This window comes from Streptomyces sp. NPDC048484, assembly GCF_040651415.1.
Taxonomy (GTDB): domain Bacteria; phylum Actinomycetota; class Actinomycetes; order Streptomycetales; family Streptomycetaceae; genus Streptomyces.
On the sequence record NZ_JBEZJY010000044.1, the window covers coordinates 50773 to 70092 of the forward strand.

A 19320-nucleotide genomic window follows, 5' to 3' on the forward strand; every position below is an offset into this window, starting at 1 on the left:
CGACCTCCGGGGTCCGGGTCGGCTCGGGGTGAGCTCTGGTCAGCTGTCGGAACCGCCGGACCGGAGCGAGTCCAGGTCGGCCTTGACGGTGTTGACCGGGATGGCGAAGCCGAGGCCGACGCTGCCGGCGGTCGACGAGGAGGCGTCCGCGGCCGAGTACATCGCGGAGTTGATGCCGACGATGTTGCCGTTCATGTCGATCAGCGCGCCGCCGGAGTTGCCCGGGTTGAGGGACGCGTCGGTCTGGAGTGCCTTGTACGTCGTCTTGGACGAACCGGTGTCGCCGTTGAACTCCTGGCCGCCGAACTCGAACGGCCACTGGCCGCTGCCGCCACCGCCCTGCTGCTGTTGCTGCTGGCCCTGGCTCTCGTCGGTGGAGACGGTGACGTCCCGGTCGAGCGCGGAGACGATGCCGCTGGTGACCGTGCCGGTCAGGCCTTCGGGGGAGCCGATCGCCACGACCTCGTCGCCGACCTTGACGGCGTCGGAGTCGCCGAGCGTCGCGGGCGTCAGACCGGACGGCGCGTCCTCCAGCTTGATCAGCGCCAGGTCCTTCTTGCTGTCGGTGCCGACGGTGGTCGCGGTGTACGACTTGCCGTTGCTGAGCTGCACCTTGATCTGGGAGGCGCCGGAGATCACGTGGTTGTTGGTGATGATCTCGCCGCCGGTCGTGATGACCACGCCGGAACCGGTCGAGGAGCCCGCGTTCGAGGTCGCGCTGATCTCGACGATGCTCGGGCTGACCGCCTCGGCGACCCCCGCGACCGTGCCCTTCTTGCTCGTGGCCACGACACCGGTACTGGTACTCGTGCTGCTGCTGGCCGCGGTGTCGTTACCGGTCAGCTCCTGGAAGGCGTACGCGGTACCGCCGCCCACGGCCGCCGCGGCTATCGCGACGGCGGCCAGCAGGGCCAGCGGCCCCTTGGCACGCCTGCGGGAAGCCGCGGCGGGGACGGGAGCGGCGGCGGGGGAGACGGGTTCCGTGAGGAGAGTGGTGGGGGCGCCGGTGGGAGCGCCGCCCTGCTCGGTCGGCTGGTGCGCCGGCGGGGGCGGCCACTCCGGGTCCACGGAAGAGGTGTACGGCTGTTCGTGCGACTGCTCGTACGGCTGTCCTGAGTACGCGGACTGCTGCTGGTCGCCCTGGGGGTACTCGCCGCTGCGGCGGAGGCTCTCGGTCATGAGTCAGACTCTGTCGCCCCACCATGAGAGCTCCCTGAGTGCTCCCTGAGAAGCCCGACAGAACCTCGTATGCCCGATATAAAGGCGCCGAGCTCTCACTCGGTGTCTGCGCTTGGCGAGCTAGCCACACCCGCATGAGCGCCGGACAACCAACTGCGAGGGGAACAACTTCAACCGCTCGCGGCGAGCACCGGCAACCCGCACCCCGTCATCGAGTACGAGGTCGACCGCGGCGCGGGCCATCGCAGGCCGGTCGGACGCGATCGTGGTCAGCGGCGGATCGGTCAACGCCGCTTCCTTGATGTCGTCGAACCCGGCGACAGCCAACTCACCCGGCACATCTATCCGCAGCTCACGAGCCGCCCGCAGCAGCCCGATCGCCTGGTCGTCGGTGGAACAGAAGATCGCCGGCGGCCGATCAGGACCGGCCAGCAGTTCGAGGCCCACCTTGTAGGCGTCGTAACGGTTGTAGAGCGCCTCGAAGAGGCGACCCTCGGTCGAGCGCCCCGCCTCGTGCATCGCCCGCCGCCACCCCTCGACGTGGTCGGAGACCGGGTCACCGACGGTGGGGGTCTCCGCGACACCGCCGAGACAGGCGACGTACTCGTGGCCGTGCTCCAGAAGATGCTGCGTGGCGAGATGCGCGCCGCCCACGTCGTCCGTGACGACCGCGACGTCGTCGATGGCCTCGGGCCGCTCGTGCAGCAGCACCACCCGGGCGTCCCACGCCTCGATCTCGGCGGCGGCCAGATCGTTCAACGCGTGACTGACGAGGATGAGCCCCGAGACCCGCATACCGAGGAAGGCCCGCAGATAGTGGACCTCGCGCTCGCCGACATAGTCGGAGTTGCCGACGAGCACCATCTTTCCGCGCTCGGACGCGGCCTGTTCGACCGCGTGCGCCATCTCCCCGAAGAAGGGCTGGCGCGCGTCCGGCACGATCAGGCCTATGAGGTCCGTCCGCCGCGACGCCATGGCCTGGGCGACCCGGTCGGGCCGGTACGCCAGCTCCTTGATCGCGGCGAGGACACGCTCGCGCGTGGCCGGGGCGACCGGCCTGGGTCCGTTGTTGATGACATAGCTGACGACGGCGGTAGAAGTACCCGCCAGTCGCGCAACGTCATCCCGAGTCACCTTGGCCACGCGCGGAGTCTACGCGGATGGACCTACCGCTGGGCAGGTCGTACGGCTTCTTCCTGCGGCTTTGGCGGTGCCTCCGCGGAGTCGGCGGCGTCGAGGTGCGCCGTCTCGTCCGCATCCTCCGGCTTTGGCGGGTCGGCCTTGGCCTTCGCCTCCGCCGCGGCCCGGTCCACCTTCTCCGGAGTGACGAATCGATAACCGACGTTCCGGACGGTTCCGATCAGCGACTCGTGTTCGGGGCCGAGCTTCGCGCGCAGCCGCCGTACGTGGACGTCGACGGTCCGCGTACCGCCGAAGTAGTCGTAGCCCCAGACCTCCTGCAGCAACTGGGCGCGGGTGAAGACGCGGCCCGGGTGCTGTGCGAGGTACTTGAGGAGCTCGAACTCCTTGAAGGTCAGGTCGAGGACCCGGCCCTTGAGCTTGGCGCTGTAGGTGGCCTCGTCCACGGAGAGATCGCCGTTGCGGATCTCCATGGGGGAGTCGTCGTTGACGATCTGCTGTCGGCCCATGGCCAGCCGCAGCCGTGCCTCGACCTCGGCCGGACCTGCGGTGTCGAGCAGTACGTCGTCGATGCCCCAGTCGGCGGTGACGGCCGCGAGGCCGCCCTCCGTCACGACGAGTACGAGGGGGCAGCCGGGCCCGGTGGAGCGCAGCAGCTGACAGAGGCTGCGGACCTGTGGGAGGTCGCGGCGGCCGTCGATGAGGATGACGTCGGCACCGGGGGTGTCGACGAGAGCGGGGCCCTCCGCCGGAGCCACGCGCACGTTGTGCAGCAGCAGGCCGAGAGCGGGAAGCACCTCCGTCGACGGCTGGAGGGCGTTGGTGAGCAGCAGCAGAGAGCTCATCGCGCCCCACCTGCCCGGGTCGTCTTACGGTCACGCACGGTTCGCTCGCCCATAACGTCGGTTCCTCCTCGGTCCCTGCGAGGACGTTTTCGGCACTGCTCAACGCTGTATACAGCGTTCGTATACAACGCTCCAGAAAGCGCAAAAGGACCCGGGGGCTTCGCTGCCCGAGTCCTCTGCCCAGCAGAATAGCCCACATGAGCCAAAGTCCGGCAGGTCATGTGACGCGATCTTTCATTCGTCCAGAACCTGAGACGGCGGGGAGATGTACGGAAAGCTCTCCGGAAGGATCTCCGCGAGGGCCGCTGCGAGGGCCGCTGCGAAGGTTTCTGCGCACCGCCGACGGGGTCACGATCGACGCCGCGTACCAGCCCGGAACAAGCACGTCAGAAACCTCTGACACGTCAGACACCTCCCGTACTCACGACGCAGCCGGCGGTCTCGCCATTGTCGTCGCGCACGGCTTCACGGGCGACCTGGAGCGCCCGCACGTCCGACGGGCGGCGACCGCGTTCGCGCAGTACGCGGCCGTGGTCACTTTTTCCTTCCGCGGCCACGGCGCGTCGGGCGGGCGCTCCACGGTCGGCGACCGCGAGGTGCTCGACCTGGCGGCGGCGGTGGAATGGGCGCGAGAGCTCGGTCACACCCGGGTGGCCACCGTCGGATTCTCCATGGGCGGCTCGGTGGTGCTCCGGCACGCGGCTCTGCACGCGAAGAGTGACGAGGAGCACGAGGGGCGCACGGGAGCGCATTCGGACGCGGTGGTTTCGGTCAGCGCACCCGCCCGCTGGTACTACCGGGGTACGGCCCCTATGCGGCGCGTGCACTGGCTGGTAACCCGGCCGGTCGGCCGTGCGGTCGGCCGCTATGGGCTGCGCACTCGCATCCACCACCGCGACTGGGACCCTGTCCCTTCCTCCCCGGTGGAGTCGGTCCCGCTCATCGCGCCCACCCCGCTGCTGATCGTCCACGGCGAACGGGACGGTTACTTCCCCGTGGATCATCCGCGCATGCTGGCCGCCGCGTCCGGCGACCACGCCGAACTGTGGCTGGAGCGGGGGATGGGCCACGCCGAGAACGCGGCGGCCGACGGACTGCTGGCCCGTATCGGGGAATGGACCGCCACCCACGCGGGCTAGCCTGGCCCTGTCCGTAACCCGTTTTCTTCCACCGTTGATCGAGGAATCAGATGGCAAAGGGCACGGTGCGTTACTGGGCCGCCGCCAAGTCCGCGGCAGGCGTCGCCGAGGAGCCGTACGAGGCGGCGACCCTCGCACAGGCGCTCGACGCGGTACGCGAGCGACACCCCGGCGAACTCGCCCGCGTCCTGCGGCGATGCTCGTTCATCATCGACGGCGACCCCGTGGGTACCCGCGGACATGAGACGGTACGGCTGGCCGAGGGCGGCACGGTCGAGGTGCTCCCGCCGTTCGCAGGAGGGTGACGGGACCATGAGCAACCAGCCGTACGAGGGCCCACACGAGGGCTCGTATGAGGGGCCACACGAGGGGCCGTACGAGGGGTACGACCCGTATCAGCAGCAACATCAGCAACAACAACACCAGCAACATCAGCCGGGGCCGGGGTGGCCCGGGCAGCAGTACGACCCGCAGTACGACCAGGCCGCCGCGCAGCCGCAGTACACCCAGCAGTGGGAGGGCCAGACCTGGGAGACCCAGGTCCAGCCGCCGGTCGCGCCGGCCGCGGACACGGCGTATCTGCCGCAGCAGGGGCCGTACGCGGCTCAGTACGGCGTCGGGGGGCAGCCGATGTCACAGCCGCCGATGCCGGCGGAGCCGGGCTGGAACCAGGGCCAAGGCCAAGGCCAGAGCCAGGGCCAGACACCGCAGCCGCAGGCCCAAGCGCGGGCCCAAGCGCGGGCCCAAGCGCAGGCGCAGGGTTACCCCGGGCGGGCCCCGCAGCATGCGGCCTCCCCGCCCGTCCCCGGCGAATCCGCCCCTCCCACCTCTCCCGCCCCTCCCGCTCCCTCCGACAACCCCCGGCTCACCGACGCCCAGCGGGCCCGTGCCGAGGGGCGTTCGCCGATCATCGAGCCCGGTGGGCAGCCGGCCGTGCTGACGGCGGTTCTCGGACTGCTGCTCGCCGGCGCGGCGGCGGTCGGGCAGTACGCGCTGGTCGTGCCGTTGGTGATCCTGCAGGCGGTGACCGCCGCGGGCTGGTTCCGGCTGAACGGGATGTGGCCCGCCCGGCAGGGCATCGCGCTCGCCTTCGCGGGTGCGCTCACCGCGGACGTGGCCCTGCTCGCGGCCGGTCGGGAGAACGCGCCCGCCGCGATTCTCGGCACGCTCGGCGTCTGGGTCCTGCTGACCCTGGTACTCCAGCTGCGCAGCCACGCCCAGCCCGACGAGCGGATGCTCGGCCTGATGGCCACGGTCGTCTCCGCGGCGCTGGCGATCATCGCGACGGGGCATCTGGCGGCGGACCCGGACGCGGTGACGGTGGGCGCGGTGGCGGTCGCGGTGGCCATCCTGGCGCGGTCGCTTCCGCTTCCGACCGTGGCGTCGGTGGTGGTGGCGCTGCTCGCGGCGGCCGGGGCCGGGGTCGCCATGGGCGGGCTGACCGATCTGGGCGAGGGCGGCGCGGTTCTGGGTGCCGGGGCGGGGGTCTGTGCCCTGGTGGGGCACCGGGTCGCCAGCTACGACTACCCGTCGAGGTTCGTCCACTTCACGGCGGGGGTGGCGTTGCCCCTGGCGGCGGCGGCCCCGGCGGTCTACTTGCTGGGCCGGGCCCTGACCTGAGGTTCCTCGCCCCCGCTGGACTGCTGTCTCAGCCCGTCCGGCGGGTGAGGAGCGAGGGTTCGGGGGCGGGCCCGCGAGACGGGACGGACCGGGCCGCCCCTGTCACAGGTGATCGACAACCCACCCCGTTCCCCCGGCCGGGGGCCCCGCGCAGGGTTACTCTCGCGTACTGAAGACCGCCAAGGTGGGGGAACACGGAGACATGCGAGCACTGCGAATACTTCTGATCGTGACCATCGTCCTGGGCGGGCTCTTCGTCATCGCCGACCGCGTCGCCGTGGGCTTCGCGGAGGACGAGGCGGCGGACAAGCTGAAGACCAACGAAGGCCTGGCCAGCACCCCGGACGTGTCGATCAAGGGCTTCCCCTTCCTGACCCAGGTGGTCGGCGGCGAGCTGGACGAGGTCGAGATCGGCATCAAGGACTACGAGGCCGACACGAGCGGCGCGGCGAACGGCACGAACGCCGGCAACGTGCCCGCCAAGATCCGTATCGACAACCTCACCGCCCAGATGCGGGGTGTCGCGTTCTCCGGCAACTACAGCTCCGCGAAGGCCGGCTCCGCCACCGGCACGGCCACGATCTCGTACAGCGAACTCCTCAAGGCGGCCAAGGCCGAGCCCGTGGACGTCGCGAGCGGGGTCACCGCCCAGGTGGTCGGCCTCTCCGACGGCGGCAACGGCAAGATCAAGGTCCAGGTGGAAGCCACCGTGCTCGGCAAGAAGCTTCCCCAGCCGGTCTCGGTGCTCAGCTCGGTCAGGGTCAAGGGCGACGCGGTCGAGGTGCAGGCGGACTCCCTCCCCAACCTGGGCGTGCAGCTCGCCGAGGAGAAGGTTCGTCTGATCACCGACTTCCAGCAGAAGATCGACGATCTGCCGGGCGGCATCAAGCTTGACAAGGTCGAGGCGGCCCCCGACGGCGTCGACATCAAGGTGAAGGGTTCGGACGTCGACCTCGTCGGGTAGGGGACAGGCCGTGGTCGGCAGCGCGTAGACAGCAGTGCGTAGACACCAGCACGTAGACATCAGGACATGAACGGCAGGGGCAGGTCGTTCGGCGGGCGGATGGCCGTCCGAAAGGCGAGACGGCCGGTCCGCACAGTAGATGTGCGGGAGAGATGACGAGGGCCGCGCAGGCCCCGGGGGCGTGCGGGAACGGGCCGCGCCCCCCGCGTATCCCACATCACGGACGATCGTGTCTCAGCATGCGACACGGCGGTGACATGCCCGCCTGTCCGTCCTTACGATCGACACCATGCAGTGCAAATTGAGCGTCCTCCGGCCGGGGGGACAGGCGGATCTCACGAAGCGGCGGGCAGTAGACCTGTGCCGCGTCTCCGCCATGCTCTGTCGCACTTTCTGAGCGGAAGCATCCGTCCTTCCGCGAGCCGGGCCCTTCGACTTCTCTCGTCGGGGCCGCCCCCGCGCCGCGTACGCCCGAGCAGCATCGACCGCCGAGCGCGTACCCGCACCCCTCACTGACGCACCGCCCGCCGAAACTGCCCCGGAGGAGAACGAGAATGAGCCGCAGTGACGTCCTGGTAGACGCCGACTGGGTCCAGGAGCACCTGGACGACCCGAACGTGGCCGTCGTCGAGGTCGACGAGGACACATCCGCGTACGAGAAGAACCACATCAGGAACGCCATCCGGATCGACTGGACCAAGGACCTCCAGGACCCGGTCCGCCGCGACTTCGTCGACCAGGAGGGCTTCGAGAAGCTCCTCTCCGGCAAGGGCATCGCGAACGACACCCTGGTGGTCCTCTACGGCGGCAACAACAACTGGTTCGCGTCCTACGCCTACTGGTACTTCAAGCTGTACGGCCACGAGAACGTCAAGCTCCTCGACGGCGGCCGCAAGAAGTGGGAGCTGGACTCCCGCGACCTGGTCGACGGCTCACAGCTCCCCGACCGCGCCACGACCGAGTACAAGGCCAAGCCGCAGAACAAGGCGATCCGCGCCTTCCGCGACGACGTGGTCTCCGCGATCGGTTCGCAGAACCTGGTCGACGTGCGCTCGCCCGACGAGTTCAGCGGCAAGCTGCTCGCGCCGGCCCACCTGCCGCAGGAGCAGTCGCAGCGTCCGGGCCACGTCCCGTCCGCCCGCAACATCCCGTGGTCGAAGAACGCCAACGACGACGGCACCTTCAAGTCGGACGACGAGCTGAAGGAGCTCTACGCCGACGAGCAGGTCGACCTCGCCAAGGACACCATCGCGTACTGCCGCATCGGTGAGCGTTCCGCGCTGACCTGGTTCGTGCTGCACGAGCTGCTGGGCGTCGAGAACGTCAAGAACTACGACGGCTCGTGGACCGAGTACGGCTCCCTCGTCGGCGTGCCGATCGAGCTCGGCGCCAACAAGTAACCCTCAGGCATCAAGGACTCAAGGACGGAAACGAAACATGTGTGGAGCGAAGGCCGGCGGCCCCGACGCCTCGACGATCAAGCCCGGTGAGACCACCATCCAGGGTCACGTGACCAAGGACGGCGAGCCGGTGGTGGGCTACGTCCGCCTCCTGGACTCGACGGGCGAGTTCACCGCGGAGGTTCCGACCTCGGCGACCGGACAGTTCCGCTTCTACGCGGCCGAGGGCACCTGGACCGTACGCGCCCTCGTTCCGGGCGGCACGGCCGACCGCACGGTCGTCGCCCAGACAGGCGGCCTGGCCGAAGTGGCCATCGCGGTCTGAACCACCTGAGTCGTCTGAACCGTCCGACTGAACCGTCCGGCGATTCGCACCGTATGAACGGCCGAAGGGCCGCACCCCCGGGGGTTGGACGCTTTCCGGTACGGGGTGCGGCCCTTCGACCTGTCCGGAGCCGTCCGCCTGTCCGGAGCCGTCCGCGCCGCGGCGTTCTACCCTGGACGTATGTATGCGCGAAGGCGGCACGTCTACTTCGCCATGATGGGGACGTGCATCGGGTTGTTCGTGCTGGCCTGGGGAGTCGTACGGCTCTGGTCGGTCCCCGTCGCCGTGGGCATGTGCGTGGTGGCGATGGTGATCCCGCCGCTCGCGGCGATGGCGGCCAACCGGCGAGGCCCCGACGACCGCTGGTGGGACGACCCGTCGGGCGACTCCAGATCCGACGAGTGGTGGGACGAACTGGACGGCAAGAAGCGCCGCCGCTAGCGCCGACGGCAGCCTCGGCGCCCGTACGCGGTCCTCACCCGTACGCGGTCCTCAGTAGACGAGTGCCTGGGTGCCGTCCGTCATGGCCTCCTGGACGAAGACCTGCGCGCCCGCGATCCGTACGCCGTCGATGACGTCCTTCTCCGAGATGTCACGCCGGGCCGCGCACTGCGTGCAGAGGGTGAGGCGGCCGCCGGCCAGGATCGAGTCGAGCAGGTCGGGCAGCGGGGCCGCGTGCGGCAGCTCGAACCCGGCGGCGCGCCCCGGCAGCGCGAACCACGCGGACTCGCCGGTCAGCCAGAGCGAGACGTCCACACCGCTGGCCACGGCGACCGCCGCCACCGTGAAGGCCTGCGAGCAGCGTTCGGGGGCGTCGGCCCCTGCCGTCACCTTGATCACGAGCTTCTTCGCCATGCCCGAATGGTAGTCAACGCTTCCGCAACCCAGAGGCGTGCCACGTGTTGTCGGCGACCTCGGAGAGAGCGCCGGTCCCCGCCCGACTAGAGTGGGGACCGGCTCTGTACTGCTAACCACCGCGACACCCGAGGAGCACCCCGTGCTTGAGTACTTCTTCGAAGCTCTGCTGATCCTGGTCTGTGTCGGCGTTCTCGCCTTCACCGGGCTCACCGTGAAGAAGCTGTACCAGGGCCAGCGCTGACCCCCACCAAGGAACTGCCGACCTCATGATCGAGATCCCGTCCGACCTGCACAAGGACCTCGTCCCCCTCGTCTTCCTGCTCGGCGAGTGGACCGGCGCGGGTGTCCACGACTTCCCCGGTTCCGAGAAGTGCAACTTCGGCCAGGAAGTCAGCTTCACCCACGACGGGCGGGACTTCCTGGAGTACCACTCGCACACCTGGGTGCTCGACTCCGAGGGCAACAAGGTACGGCCGCTGGAGTCCGAGTCAGGCTTCTGGCGCATCGACGAGAACCGCAAGGTCGAGGTCGTGATGGTCCGCGACGACGGTGTGGTGGAGGTCTGGTACGGCGACCTGGCCGCCAAGACGCCGCAGATCGACCTGGTCACGGACGCGGTGGCGCGTACGGCCGCCTCGGGCCCGTACAGCGGTGGCAAGCGTCTGTACGGCTATGTGAAGAGCGACCTCATGTGGGTCGGCGAGAAGCAGACCCCCGAGGTCTCGCTCCGCCCGTACATGTCGGCGCAGCTCAAGAAGGTCGTCAGCCCGGAGGACGTCGAGCGCTGGGCCAAGGTCCTGCCGGACGACATGCCGGACGACGGGATCGCTTTCTTCAAGTAGTGGCAGACTTTCGGTGTGGTGAGCACTGGAAGCAGCACCGAAGGCACAGGCACGGGCACAGGCGCAGGCAGTGACTGGAAGAGCGATCTGCGGCAGCGCGGCTACCGGCTGACGCCTCAGCGGCAGCTCGTGCTCGAAGCGGTGGACGCCCTGGAGCACGCGACTCCCGACGACATCCTCGTGGAAGTGAGGAAGACGGCGTCGGGAATCAACATCTCCACGGTGTACCGGACCCTGGAGCTCCTGGAGGAGCTCCGGCTGGTCTCCCATGCGCATCTGGGGCACGGCGCGCCCACGTACCACCTCGCGGACCGGCACCATCACATCCATCTGGTCTGCCGCGACTGTACGAACGTCATCGAGGCGGACATCGAGGTCGCCGCCGACTTCACCGCCAAGCTGCGCGAGACCTTCGGCTTCGTCACCGACATGAAGCACTTCGCGATCTTCGGCCGTTGTGAGGACTGCGCGGCGAAGCCGGATGCCAGAGACGCCGGGAACGCCAGAGACGCCAGAGACGCCAGAGACTCCAGGAAATAAAATCGGCAACTAGTCGGTCGTAGGCTGTGTGGATATGAAAAGCCCTTTGCTGTCCCTGCCCGGTGCCGTCTCCGCCGAGGGAGTGGACGAAGGCGTAGCCGCCCACTACGGCGACCTGTTCCGAGAACAGCGTGCCCTCGCCGACGGCACCGGTTTCGTCGACCTCTCGCACCGCGGGGTGGTCGCCGTGACCGGTGCCGACCGGCTCAGCTGGCTGCACCTGCTGCTCACCCAGCACGTCAGCGATCTCCCGGTTGGCCGGGCCACCGAGGCGCTGATCCTCTCCGCGCACGGTCACGTCGAGCACGCGCTGTATCTCGTCGACGACGGGACGACGACCTGGGCGCACGTCGAGCCCGGCAGCCAGGACGCGCTGATCGCCTACCTGGAGTCGATGAAGTTCTTCAACCGGGTCGAGGTCACCGACCGGACCGGCGAGTTCGCGGTCGTGCACCTGCCGGCCGGTTCCATCGCCGAGGTCCCCGAGGACGCCGTCGTACGCGAGACGTCGTACGGGCGGGACCTCTTCCTCCCACGCGCGGATCTGGAGTCGTTCGCGCAGGACCGGGGCGAGGACGGGAGCGCGGGCGCGGGCAGGCACGGCCCGGCGGTCGGACTGCTCGCCTACGAGGCGCTGCGCGTCGAGCAGCACCGCCCGCGGCTCGGCTTCGAGACCGACCACCGCACCATCCCGCACGAGCTGGGCTGGATCGGCAGCGCCGTGCATCTGCAGAAGGGCTGCTACCGCGGCCAGGAGACCGTCGCCCGCGTCCAGAACCTGGGCAAGCCGCCGCGCAGGCTCGTCTTCCTGCACCTGGACGGCAGCGAGGTCCATCTGCCGCCGCACGGCACGGAGCTGCGTCTCGCGGACGAGGGACCCGAGGGGCGCAAGATCGGCTTCATCACGACGTCCGTACGGCATCACGAGCTGGGCCCGATCGCCCTCGGCCTCATCAAGCGAAATGTGCCCGTGGACGCCCGGCTGCTGGCCGACACGACGGCCGCGGCCCAGGAGATCGTGGTCGAGCCCTGAAAGGTCCTGGAGGACCCTGGAACGTGTCGTGCGGGGCGGCGGGCCGGAATCAAGGGGCACGAGACACGGGCCACGAGGTACGAGGCACGGGCTGTGAGGTACGGGGCACGGGCTGCGGGGCTCACATTTCGAGCAGCACGGTGAACGGGCCGTCGTTCGTCAGTGAGACGCGCATCTGTGCGCCGAACCGGCCCGTGGCCACCGTCGCGCCCAGCGAACGGAGTTGGGCCACGACCTCGTCCACGAGAGGCTCGGCCACATCGCCGGGGGCCGCGGCGTTCCAGGTGGGGCGCCGGCCCTTGCGGGCGTCCCCGTAGAGGGTGAACTGGCTGATGACGAGGAGCGGCGCGTCGATGTCGGAGCACGACTTCTCATCTGCCAGCATCCGGACGGACCAGAGTTTGCGGGCCAGTTGGGCCGCCTTCTCCTTGGTGTCCTCGTGGGTCACCCCTACGAGGACACACAGTCCCTCACCGCTGATCTCGCCGACCGTCTCACCGTTCACGACGACGCTCGCGCCGTCCACTCTCTGCACCACCGCACGCATATGGACCATCATGCCGTGCGTTCGGTCGACCTCCGTACGGGGTCTTTCTTATTGCTCCTTAACCGTCCATCTGGGGCTGATCGGGGGCACTCGGTCACATAGCGGCCACGCGGGGTGGCACGATGCTCACACGCGCCGGTCGAGGGGACGGTTGAGGCACATGAGCACACCGAATACGGGGCAGTCTTCCGGGTTCGTCTCGCTGATCCGGGGGGAGCCGCCGTCACGGTCAACGTCGCCGTCAACGTCACCGGAGTTGTCATCTCCGTCGTCGTCTCCGCTGTTGCCGCCGTCGTCCCCATCGCTACCGCTACCGTCGTCTCCGTCTCCGTCGTCACTTTCACCGGTGTGTCCGGTCGCGGTGCGTCCGCCCACCCAGCGAACGGACAGTCCCATGCCGGAGCCCGCACCCCAACTGGGTGTCCTGCGGCTGCCCGAGCTGCGCGCCCTGCGCAGGGACGCGCAGCGGGACGAGGCCGATCTGAGTTATGTGCGGCGGCTTCTGCAGGGGCGGATCGACATCCTGCGGGCCGAGCTGGGGCGGCGCACGGACCCCCGCAGGGGCCTGGCCGACGGCCACGGTGCTCCGGTCGCCGAGGGAGCGTCCGTCGTCGCGCGGCTGTCGGAGATCCTTACGGACGGGCCCGCCCGGCACCGCTCGTCGGCACGGCATGTGACCGTCGGGACGCCGCACAGCGAGGAGTACCGGCGGCTGGCCGCCGACATGCTCGCCGAGGTCGAGCTGTCGGACCTTGAGGCGCGTACGGATCTGGAGCTGAACACCGCGATGGGGCGGCTCGTGCGGTACGAGCAGCAGGTCTCGCAGCGGCGGCAGCAGCTGCAGCGCACGGCCGACGACAGCAGCGCGGAGATCGCCCGCAGGTACCGCGAGGGTGAGGCCCAGGTCGACGACCTGCTGATCTAGGACCTGCAGATGCGTAGGGCCTGCTAGGAGGCCTCGTTGGACCAGGAGATCCGCACGGCCCGGAAATCCACACGACACCTTCCGGGCCGTATGCCTAGCGTGGGCGTATGAGTTCGCGCCAGGACATCGACGTACGCCCCATTCGTGACGATGAGATCCCAGCGTGGATCCGCGCGCTGAACACCGGGTTCCTGCGGGCGCCGGGTGTGTCGGAGGCGGAGACCGCGGACCGCAGAACCTACATCGTGCCCGAGCGGACGCTGGGAGCGTTCGACGGCGAGCGGTGCGTGGCGACCTTCCGGTCGTTCGCGCAGGAGATCACGGCGGTGGGCGGCGCGGCCGTACGGGCCGACGCGATCACGAACGTGACCGTGACCTCGACCCACCGGCGGCGCGGAATCCTGACGCGGATGATGGCTCAGGAGCTGGCGGCCGCCAGGGAGCGCGGTGACGTCGTGGCGACGCTGATCGCCGCGGAGTACCCGATCTACGGGCGGTACGGGTTCGGCGCGGCGACGACGGCCGCCGAGTGGACGATCGACGTCCCGCGGACGGGGCTAGACCCCCGCCTGGCAGGTCCTGACGACGGCGGCCGTATCGATCTGGTGGACGGTGACGAGGTACGGAAGACCGGGCCGGAGCTGCACGAGCGGCTCAGGCGGATGCAGCCGGGCGCGGTCGACCGGAGCGAGCGGTGGTGGCAGACAGCCACCGGTGTGCTGGTACCGGACCGGGTCGCGTGGACCGAGCCCTTCCACGCCGTGTACCGCAATGCGCGGGGGGAGGTCGAGGGCCTGCTCACGTACACGGTGGACGAGCGCTGGGGGGACGCGAAGCAGCCGTTGGAGACAGCGAAGGTCAAGGACATGATCGCCGTCTCGCCCGCCGCGGAGCGCGCCCTGTGGCGGTACGTCTGCTCGATCGACTGGGTCACGAGCGTCAGGACGGGCTGGCGGGCTCCCGACGACCTGCTGCCACAGCTGCTGCCGGATCCGCGCGCGGCGGGGATCACCTCGCAGGCCGACTGGCTGTGGGTACGGATCCTGGACGTCGTCGCGGCGCTGGAAGCGCGTACGTACGGCGCGACGGGCGTTCTCGTCCTGGAGGTGGCCGACGGGAACGGGCCGGCCGGTGGGCGGTACCGGCTGGACGCCTCGCCCGAGGGCGTGAGCTGCACCCCGACCGCGCAGAATGCCGAACTCACGTTGTCAATAAGCGAGTTGAGTGAACTGTGGCTCGGGGGCGAGTCCGCCGTCCGGCTCGCGGCGCTGGGCCGGGTCCGGGAAGAACGAGCGGGCGCCGCCCAAGTGGCCGACGCCCTGCTGCGCACGTCCAGGCGACCGTGGTGCCCGGACATCTTCTGATGCCAACTGGGTACCGACTGATATCAGTCGGTACCCAGTTATAGCGGTGGTAGCGGTGGTTCCTGCCGGCGCCCGGCGCTGCCTCCGTTCGGTGTCGGCGACTTGTGCTGTTGTTGTTCGGGTCTGTTCATCCGTAGCTATTCAGTTGTTTCGCGGTGGTGCGGACCGACCGGGCTCCCGGCTCCCCTCCGGAAGGGAACCCGGTCGGCCGGACTGTCGGACGGTGACGCCCGATCAGCCGGACTGGGCGAGCAGCATCACGAGGATCACTGCCCCGATGCCGCCGATGACGGAGTTCTTGGCCTTGATGCCGATGGCGAGGGTGACGAAGGCGATGACGCCCGTCACCCCGTACTGCACCTGCAGCAGCTGCTCAATGCCGATGGCGAGGGCGGCGACGACGATGGCGATGTACGGCATGCGGTCCCTCCTTCGGGACGGGGAGGCGAACCCCCGCTGGGACCGATCCACCTGGTCGACTGTTGCGACTCTGGCGGCCAACCCCCCGGTAGTTTGACCATGTTGCTCAAGTTGGTAACCAACTTCAATGAAGTTATCTCCGCTTGGATGCGTCTCATAACCACCTTCTCTGTAACTGCCCAAAGATGGCGCGAAGTTGTAGTGTTTGGCTGTGGACCCGGAACACGCCGCCGTCAACGGGCGGAAGAGGGCACAGCGGCCACAGATGTCACACCAAGAGGTGGCCGACGAGCTGCGCAGCCGGATCTTGTCGGGGGAGCTGCGGGCGGGAGCACGCATGCCCACCCAGGCCAGGCTGGCCGACTCGTTCGGAGTCGAGCGCGGGACCGTACGGCAGGCGCTGAGCATCCTGAAGTCGGAGAACCTGCTGTCCAACGTGTCCAGAGGGAGCCCGGCGACCGTTGCCGAGGACGTGGACGTGGCTCTGACCGGGCCGGCGGCTCCACCGCAGACCACCATGGTGGCCCTGGCCTCACGAATCACGGCCGCCTTCGCGGCGCCGCACGTGGAGATCGACGCCCTGTGCCTGACGGCCGTCTCCCTGACTCTCGCGATGGGTGAACCGTTGCGTCTCATCCACGAGGGCCGAATAAAACCGGCCAGGATCGACGTCCGCGTACTGCTGCCGGCCAGCGACATCGATCTCGCTTTCCCGGCCGCGGTGGACGCGACGGAGGACGGTGAGCGGGTGCAGCGCCGCTGGCTGGCCCAGCGCAACGCACAGGGCCAGGTGCTGAAGCACAACCTGCTGGCGTTACGGGCGACGCACGGCATCGACGTACACATCACGTTCCGGGCCCTGCCGTTCACCCCGCCGGTGAAGTTGTACCTGCTCAACGAGGCGGAGGCGCTCTTCGCGTACTACACGCTGAAGCGGCGCGGCGAGGAGATCGACCACGAGTACCTGGAGACGTACGACGCGGAGGGGACGCAGTCGATGCTGTTCGCCTTCGAGCAGGGGGAGGGCCTGCGGGCCACGACGTTCGTGGAGCAGTCGAATCTCTGGTTCAACGCACTGTGGGAGACCATCAGCTCGGAGCTGGTGCTCACGGGCTGAGATCTCCCACGCTCGTACGGGTTCTTGCAGGCCATGCACATCTTGCGGCCATGAATGTCGTGCAGGTCGTGCAGGTCGTGCAGGTCACGCAGCTCATGCAGGTTGTGCAAGTCATGCAGGTCACCGAACCGGTCCCGTGAACATGAGGGCGAGGGCGATGGCCCCGATGGAGCTGCAGGCGGGGCTCTTGATCTTGAGGCCCACGGTGAGCAGCAGCAGTCCCACGACGCCGCACGGGCCGTACCGCCACTGGACGAACTGCTCGAATCCGACGACGAGGAGGGTGGAGAGAAGGGCGATGGCGGGCATGGTGGATCCTCCTTCGGGCCTTGCGGCGGCGGGTGGGAGAGATGCGATGGTGCTGTGGTGCGGTGTTGGGCCGTGGTGCCGGAGTGGTGCTCTGGTGCGGAGGAGTCGCGGAGCCTTCCTATCTGCCAAGTACTTGCGAGAGGAAGCGGAACTTCCGCCATCTCTACCAAGTTGGCAACCAACTATGCTTAACTTATCCCCAGTTGGTACCTAGTCGCAAACAACTTTCGAACAACTCCCGTTAGATGGACCAAAGTTGTACCGTTTGGTCGTGACCCAGGAGAACGTGGCAGTGAACGGCAGCAGAAAGCTTTTGCCGCAGGAGATCGCCGGCATCCTGCGGGACCGCATCCGCGCGGGTGACCTGCGCGCCGGCGACCGCCTGCCCACCCAGGCCGAACTCGCCGACGAGTTCGACGTGGAGCGCGGCACGGTCCGTCAGGCCCTGCGCGCCCTGCAGGACGACGGCCTGCTCAGCAACGTCAGCAAGGGAAGCCCGCCCCGCATCGCGGAGGCGTCCGCGACCCGCGACGAGCCCCGGCCCACGATGGTGGGGCTGGCACCGCGGCTGGTGGAGGCGTTCGGCGCGCAGCGCGTGTGCATAGACGTCGTGTGTCACACGGCTGAGACGCTGATGCTGGCCATCGGCGATCCGGTCCGCCGGATCCACGACGGCACGCTGCACCCCGAGTCGATCGACGTCCGCATCCTGGTGCCCTCCCGGGAGATCACCCTCGCCTTCCCCGTCTCTGTCGACGGCAACGCCGAAGAGGATCCGGTCCACCAGCGCTGGCTGGACATGCGCAACGCCCAGGGGCACGTCCTGCGGCACAACCTCAAAGCCCTGCGGTCCTCCCACGGCATCAACGTGAACGTCACGTTCCGCGCGTTGCCGTTCACTCCTCCGGTGAAGCTCTACCTGCTCAACGGAGAGGAGGCGCTGATGGGTTACTACGTAGTCACGCGCCGGGAGGAGCCGTACGAGAGCCAGACCCTGGACCTGTACGACGCGCTCGGCTCCGCCTCCCTCCTGTTCTCCTTCCTGACGCGGTCGGGACAGCGCGACGCCGCGTTCGTGGAGGAGTCCCAGAAGTGGTTCGACGGGCTGTGGGACACCATCACCTCGGATCTCACGCTCCCCTGACGAGGGCCAGAAGGTGCCAGACGCCCTCTGGGAAATGATCGTCATGAAGCCGACACTCTCTGAGTGACATTCGAAACCGGACAGTTCGAGTTGGTGGCGGGCGAGACCGAGAAGTTCCACGAGTTGACCAGGCGCGCGAGGTGCGTCCTGTTCGACTTCGACGGACCGGTCTGCCGGCTGTTCGCGGGCCACTCCGCGAAGGTCATCGCCACCGAGCAGGAGGAGTGGCTGGCCGCGCGAGGGCTGACCAGAGTGCTGCCCGAGGGGGAGCGGCGCAGCCATGACCCGCACTGGGTGCTCAGCGAGGTCGCCGGGCGGCACCGAGGCAGCGACCTGGTCGTCGAACTCGAGGAGTGGCTCACCCGGCAGGAGCTGAGGGCGGTGGTACGGGCGATGCCGACGGCGTACGCCGATCCGCTCGTACAGACCTGGGGTGCCCTGGGGGTGCGGCTCGCCATCGTGACCAACAATTCGGACCGGGCCGTACGGGCCTATCTGGAGAGCCGGCGCCTCATGGGGTACTTCGCGCCCAACATCTACGGCCGCACCCGGGACCTGAGCCTCCTCAAGCCCCACCCGTACACGCTGAACCGTGCGCTGAGCGCGTTCGGGGCCGCGCCGGACACCGCGCTGATGATCGGCGACACCCCGTCGGACCACGCCGCCGCCCTGAGCGCCGGTGTGCCCTTTCTCGGCTACGCGCGTAACCCGGAGGAGGCGCAGAAGCTGCTGGACGACGGCGTGGCCCGGTGGAGCATCGTGGACTCGCTGGAGACGGTCCTGCGGGCCGTGCGCGACGGCGCCGCGTGAAGCGTGTCGAGGGCTCAAGGTCCTCCACCCCTCCCTGGCTCCCGGCTCCCCGCCGGGCTCAACTGTCCAACCAATTGGACTGGTTGAAGTGAATTGGTTGTCCCCGGCCTGGATGATCGCTAATCGCCAGGCCAATAGGAGTGCCTTTTTGGTGAGAAGTGGTGCGTTGCCGACGGCCGGGCGGTAGGTTCGGTGCGTGGCTACCTCACGATCGGCAGGCAGCGGAGGCAGGGAGTCCACGCAGGCACGCGTGGAGAGAGTGCTCCGGGAGCAGTTGGAGAACGGGACGTATTCGCTGGGCGCCCTGTTGCCCCCGCAGCGAACGCTCGCCGAGTTGTTCGGGGTGAGCCGGCATACCGTCCAGCGAGCCGTGGACCAGCTGATCGAGGACGGGCTGATCGAAACCCGGCAGGGCAGCGGCACCCGGGTGATCAGGGTGCCGAACTCCCTTCCCGCGCCCCCGCAGTCGGAGCGGCCGGGCTCGGCGTCGCTCGGACCCCTGATCGAGCAGGCATTCCGGCAGACCGAAGTGAAACTGGAAGTCGCCACCCTCACCGCCGAGACGCTGCTGAGGCACCTCACGAACCAGCATGAACTGATCGCCGGCGAAGGAGCGACCGCACCGGAGCGGCTGGAGATCCGCATGCTCCTGCCCTGGACGACGGAACCGATCGCCTACCCTCGCGCCAGACGCCCCGAGGACACCCGGGTCTGGGAGCGGTGGCGTCGTATGGTCCGCGAGAACGGCGGTCAGCTGGACGAGCTGAAGGCCGGCTTCACCGGCCTGGGCGTGGACACC

General features: G+C 68.8%; 24 protein-coding genes. 16 read left to right on the forward strand and 8 right to left on the reverse strand.

Annotated features, from left to right (window positions below; genetic code table 11):
• Positions 1–39: 39 nt before the first annotated feature.
• The 3 genes from AB0D14_RS34810 to AB0D14_RS34820 all read right to left on the reverse strand — a co-directional run bounded on the left by AB0D14_RS34810 (position 40) and on the right by AB0D14_RS34820 (position 3164).
• Positions 40–1179, reverse strand: coding sequence for a trypsin-like peptidase domain-containing protein (locus AB0D14_RS34810; RefSeq protein WP_362787061.1), 1140 nt, complete (start codon positions 1177–1179; stop codon positions 40–42).
• Positions 1180–1299: 120 nt separating this feature from the next.
• Positions 1300–2322, reverse strand: a complete 1023-nt coding sequence (locus AB0D14_RS34815; protein ID WP_362787063.1) for a LacI family DNA-binding transcriptional regulator — start codon at positions 2320–2322, stop codon at positions 1300–1302.
• A 23-nt stretch (positions 2323–2345) separates the two neighbouring features.
• A complete protein-coding gene (locus AB0D14_RS34820) occupies positions 2346–3164 on the reverse strand; it encodes a response regulator transcription factor (RefSeq protein WP_362787065.1) in 819 nt (272 codons plus the stop codon).
• Positions 3165–3361: 197 nt separating this feature from the next.
• Here AB0D14_RS34820 and AB0D14_RS34825 point away from each other — a divergent pair, with 197 nt between their 5' ends.
• The 7 genes from AB0D14_RS34825 (at position 3362) to AB0D14_RS34855 (ending at position 9053) form a co-directional block, all read left to right on the forward strand.
• Positions 3362–4303: an alpha/beta fold hydrolase gene (locus tag AB0D14_RS34825; RefSeq protein ID WP_362787066.1), complete on the forward strand. Its 942-nt coding sequence runs from the start codon at positions 3362–3364 to the stop codon at positions 4301–4303.
• A gap of 50 nt (positions 4304–4353) precedes the next feature.
• Positions 4354–4608 carry a MoaD/ThiS family protein gene (locus AB0D14_RS34830; RefSeq protein ID WP_362787068.1) on the forward strand — a complete coding sequence of 85 codons (255 nt, stop codon included), beginning with the start codon at positions 4354–4356 and terminating at the stop codon, positions 4606–4608.
• Positions 4609–4615: 7 nt separating this feature from the next.
• On the forward strand, positions 4616–5923 hold the full coding sequence (locus AB0D14_RS34835; protein ID WP_362787069.1) for a hypothetical protein: 1308 nt from the start codon (positions 4616–4618) through the stop codon (positions 5921–5923).
• A 202-nt stretch (positions 5924–6125) separates the two neighbouring features.
• Complete coding sequence (locus AB0D14_RS34840; RefSeq protein WP_362787071.1) at positions 6126–6887, forward strand: DUF2993 domain-containing protein; 762 nt, start codon at positions 6126–6128, stop codon at positions 6885–6887.
• 554 nt (positions 6888–7441) lie between these two features.
• Positions 7442–8287, forward strand: a complete 846-nt coding sequence (locus tag AB0D14_RS34845; protein WP_362787072.1) for a sulfurtransferase — start codon at positions 7442–7444, stop codon at positions 8285–8287.
• Positions 8288–8324: 37 nt separating this feature from the next.
• Positions 8325–8612, forward strand: a complete 288-nt coding sequence (locus tag AB0D14_RS34850; protein ID WP_055513194.1) for a DUF1416 domain-containing protein — start codon at positions 8325–8327, stop codon at positions 8610–8612.
• A gap of 180 nt (positions 8613–8792) precedes the next feature.
• Positions 8793–9053: a DUF3099 domain-containing protein gene (locus AB0D14_RS34855; protein WP_362787100.1), complete on the forward strand. Its 261-nt coding sequence runs from the start codon at positions 8793–8795 to the stop codon at positions 9051–9053.
• A gap of 51 nt (positions 9054–9104) precedes the next feature.
• Here AB0D14_RS34855 and AB0D14_RS34860 read toward each other — a convergent pair whose 3' ends face one another.
• Entirely contained in the window at positions 9105–9467 is a 363-nt protein-coding gene (locus AB0D14_RS34860) for a DsrE family protein (protein ID WP_362787074.1), read from the reverse strand.
• A gap of 269 nt (positions 9468–9736) precedes the next feature.
• Between AB0D14_RS34860 and AB0D14_RS34865 the strand changes: the two genes are divergently transcribed.
• From AB0D14_RS34865 to AB0D14_RS34875, 3 genes are read left to right on the forward strand one after another with little or no spacing between them, the layout of a single operon-like run.
• On the forward strand, positions 9737–10312 hold the full coding sequence (locus tag AB0D14_RS34865; RefSeq protein WP_362787075.1) for an FABP family protein: 576 nt from the start codon (positions 9737–9739) through the stop codon (positions 10310–10312).
• A gap of 18 nt (positions 10313–10330) precedes the next feature.
• On the forward strand, positions 10331–10852 hold the full coding sequence (locus tag AB0D14_RS34870; RefSeq protein WP_362787077.1) for a Fur family transcriptional regulator: 522 nt from the start codon (positions 10331–10333) through the stop codon (positions 10850–10852).
• A gap of 34 nt (positions 10853–10886) precedes the next feature.
• Positions 10887–11885 (forward strand): folate-binding protein, encoded by a 999-nt coding sequence (locus AB0D14_RS34875; RefSeq protein ID WP_362787078.1) that lies wholly within the window; start codon positions 10887–10889, stop codon positions 11883–11885.
• A 121-nt stretch (positions 11886–12006) separates the two neighbouring features.
• Here AB0D14_RS34875 and dtd read toward each other — a convergent pair whose 3' ends face one another.
• Both dtd and AB0D14_RS34885 read right to left on the reverse strand, forming a co-directional pair.
• A complete protein-coding gene (gene dtd, locus AB0D14_RS34880) occupies positions 12007–12432 on the reverse strand; it encodes a D-aminoacyl-tRNA deacylase (protein ID WP_362787080.1) in 426 nt (141 codons plus the stop codon).
• Positions 12433–12558: 126 nt separating this feature from the next.
• Positions 12559–12807, reverse strand: coding sequence for a hypothetical protein (locus AB0D14_RS34885; protein ID WP_362787082.1), 249 nt, complete (start codon positions 12805–12807; stop codon positions 12559–12561).
• A 19-nt stretch (positions 12808–12826) separates the two neighbouring features.
• Between AB0D14_RS34885 and AB0D14_RS34890 the strand changes: the two genes are divergently transcribed.
• Together AB0D14_RS34890 and AB0D14_RS34895 are read left to right on the forward strand one after the other, a co-directional pair.
• Positions 12827–13357: an aerial mycelium formation protein gene (locus AB0D14_RS34890; protein WP_362787084.1), complete on the forward strand. Its 531-nt coding sequence runs from the start codon at positions 12827–12829 to the stop codon at positions 13355–13357.
• A 107-nt stretch (positions 13358–13464) separates the two neighbouring features.
• Entirely contained in the window at positions 13465–14721 is a 1257-nt protein-coding gene (locus tag AB0D14_RS34895; RefSeq protein WP_362787086.1) for a GNAT family N-acetyltransferase, read from the forward strand.
• Between the two features lie 234 nt (positions 14722–14955).
• On the opposite strand, the gene AB0D14_RS34900 is transcribed toward AB0D14_RS34895, so the two are convergent.
• Positions 14956–15141, reverse strand: coding sequence for a hypothetical protein (locus tag AB0D14_RS34900; RefSeq protein ID WP_362787087.1), 186 nt, complete (start codon positions 15139–15141; stop codon positions 14956–14958).
• A gap of 205 nt (positions 15142–15346) precedes the next feature.
• On the opposite strand from AB0D14_RS34900, the gene AB0D14_RS34905 reads away from it, so the two are divergent.
• Complete coding sequence (locus tag AB0D14_RS34905; RefSeq protein ID WP_362787089.1) at positions 15347–16258, forward strand: GntR family transcriptional regulator; 912 nt, start codon at positions 15347–15349, stop codon at positions 16256–16258.
• A 120-nt stretch (positions 16259–16378) separates the two neighbouring features.
• Here AB0D14_RS34905 and AB0D14_RS34910 read toward each other — a convergent pair whose 3' ends face one another.
• Positions 16379–16567, reverse strand: coding sequence for a hypothetical protein (locus AB0D14_RS34910; protein ID WP_362787091.1), 189 nt, complete (start codon positions 16565–16567; stop codon positions 16379–16381).
• 265 nt (positions 16568–16832) lie between these two features.
• On the opposite strand from AB0D14_RS34910, the gene AB0D14_RS34915 reads away from it, so the two are divergent.
• The 3 genes from AB0D14_RS34915 to AB0D14_RS34925 form a co-directional block, all read left to right on the forward strand.
• A complete protein-coding gene (locus AB0D14_RS34915) occupies positions 16833–17711 on the forward strand; it encodes a winged helix-turn-helix domain-containing protein (RefSeq protein ID WP_362787093.1) in 879 nt (292 codons plus the stop codon).
• A 63-nt stretch (positions 17712–17774) separates the two neighbouring features.
• Positions 17775–18521, forward strand: coding sequence for an HAD family hydrolase (locus AB0D14_RS34920; protein WP_362787094.1), 747 nt, complete (start codon positions 17775–17777; stop codon positions 18519–18521).
• Between the two features lie 196 nt (positions 18522–18717).
• Positions 18718–19320 (forward strand): GntR family transcriptional regulator (locus AB0D14_RS34925; protein ID WP_362787095.1); only part of this gene is annotated, 603 nt, incomplete at its 3' end.

Excerpts from the sequence above, each read along its gene's own strand:
- AB0D14_RS34810 (WP_362787061.1), bottom strand. The coding sequence starts at position 1,179 with ATGACCGAGAGCCTCCGCCGCAGCGGCGAGTACCCCCAGGGCGACCAG.
- AB0D14_RS34820 (WP_362787065.1), bottom strand. The coding sequence starts at position 3,164 with ATGAGCTCTCTGCTGCTGCTCACCAACGCCCTCCAGCCGTCGACGGAG.
- AB0D14_RS34825 (WP_362787066.1), top strand. The coding sequence starts at position 3,362 with ATGAGCCAAAGTCCGGCAGGTCATGTGACGCGATCTTTCATTCGTCCA.
- AB0D14_RS34830 (WP_362787068.1), top strand. The coding sequence starts at position 4,354 with ATGGCAAAGGGCACGGTGCGTTACTGGGCCGCCGCCAAGTCCGCGGCA.
- AB0D14_RS34835 (WP_362787069.1), top strand. The coding sequence starts at position 4,616 with ATGAGCAACCAGCCGTACGAGGGCCCACACGAGGGCTCGTATGAGGGG.
- AB0D14_RS34840 (WP_362787071.1), top strand. The coding sequence starts at position 6,126 with ATGCGAGCACTGCGAATACTTCTGATCGTGACCATCGTCCTGGGCGGG.
- AB0D14_RS34845 (WP_362787072.1), top strand. The coding sequence starts at position 7,442 with ATGAGCCGCAGTGACGTCCTGGTAGACGCCGACTGGGTCCAGGAGCAC.
- AB0D14_RS34850 (WP_055513194.1), top strand. The coding sequence starts at position 8,325 with ATGTGTGGAGCGAAGGCCGGCGGCCCCGACGCCTCGACGATCAAGCCC.
- AB0D14_RS34855 (WP_362787100.1), top strand. The coding sequence starts at position 8,793 with ATGTATGCGCGAAGGCGGCACGTCTACTTCGCCATGATGGGGACGTGC.
- AB0D14_RS34860 (WP_362787074.1), bottom strand. The coding sequence starts at position 9,467 with ATGGCGAAGAAGCTCGTGATCAAGGTGACGGCAGGGGCCGACGCCCCC.
- AB0D14_RS34865 (WP_362787075.1), top strand. The coding sequence starts at position 9,737 with ATGATCGAGATCCCGTCCGACCTGCACAAGGACCTCGTCCCCCTCGTC.
- AB0D14_RS34875 (WP_362787078.1), top strand. The coding sequence starts at position 10,887 with ATGAAAAGCCCTTTGCTGTCCCTGCCCGGTGCCGTCTCCGCCGAGGGA.
- dtd (WP_362787080.1), bottom strand. The coding sequence starts at position 12,432 with ATGCGTGCGGTGGTGCAGAGAGTGGACGGCGCGAGCGTCGTCGTGAAC.
- AB0D14_RS34890 (WP_362787084.1), top strand. The coding sequence starts at position 12,827 with ATGCCGGAGCCCGCACCCCAACTGGGTGTCCTGCGGCTGCCCGAGCTG.
- AB0D14_RS34895 (WP_362787086.1), top strand. The coding sequence starts at position 13,465 with ATGAGTTCGCGCCAGGACATCGACGTACGCCCCATTCGTGACGATGAG.
- AB0D14_RS34900 (WP_362787087.1), bottom strand. The coding sequence starts at position 15,141 with ATGCCGTACATCGCCATCGTCGTCGCCGCCCTCGCCATCGGCATTGAG.
- AB0D14_RS34910 (WP_362787091.1), bottom strand. The coding sequence starts at position 16,567 with ATGCCCGCCATCGCCCTTCTCTCCACCCTCCTCGTCGTCGGATTCGAG.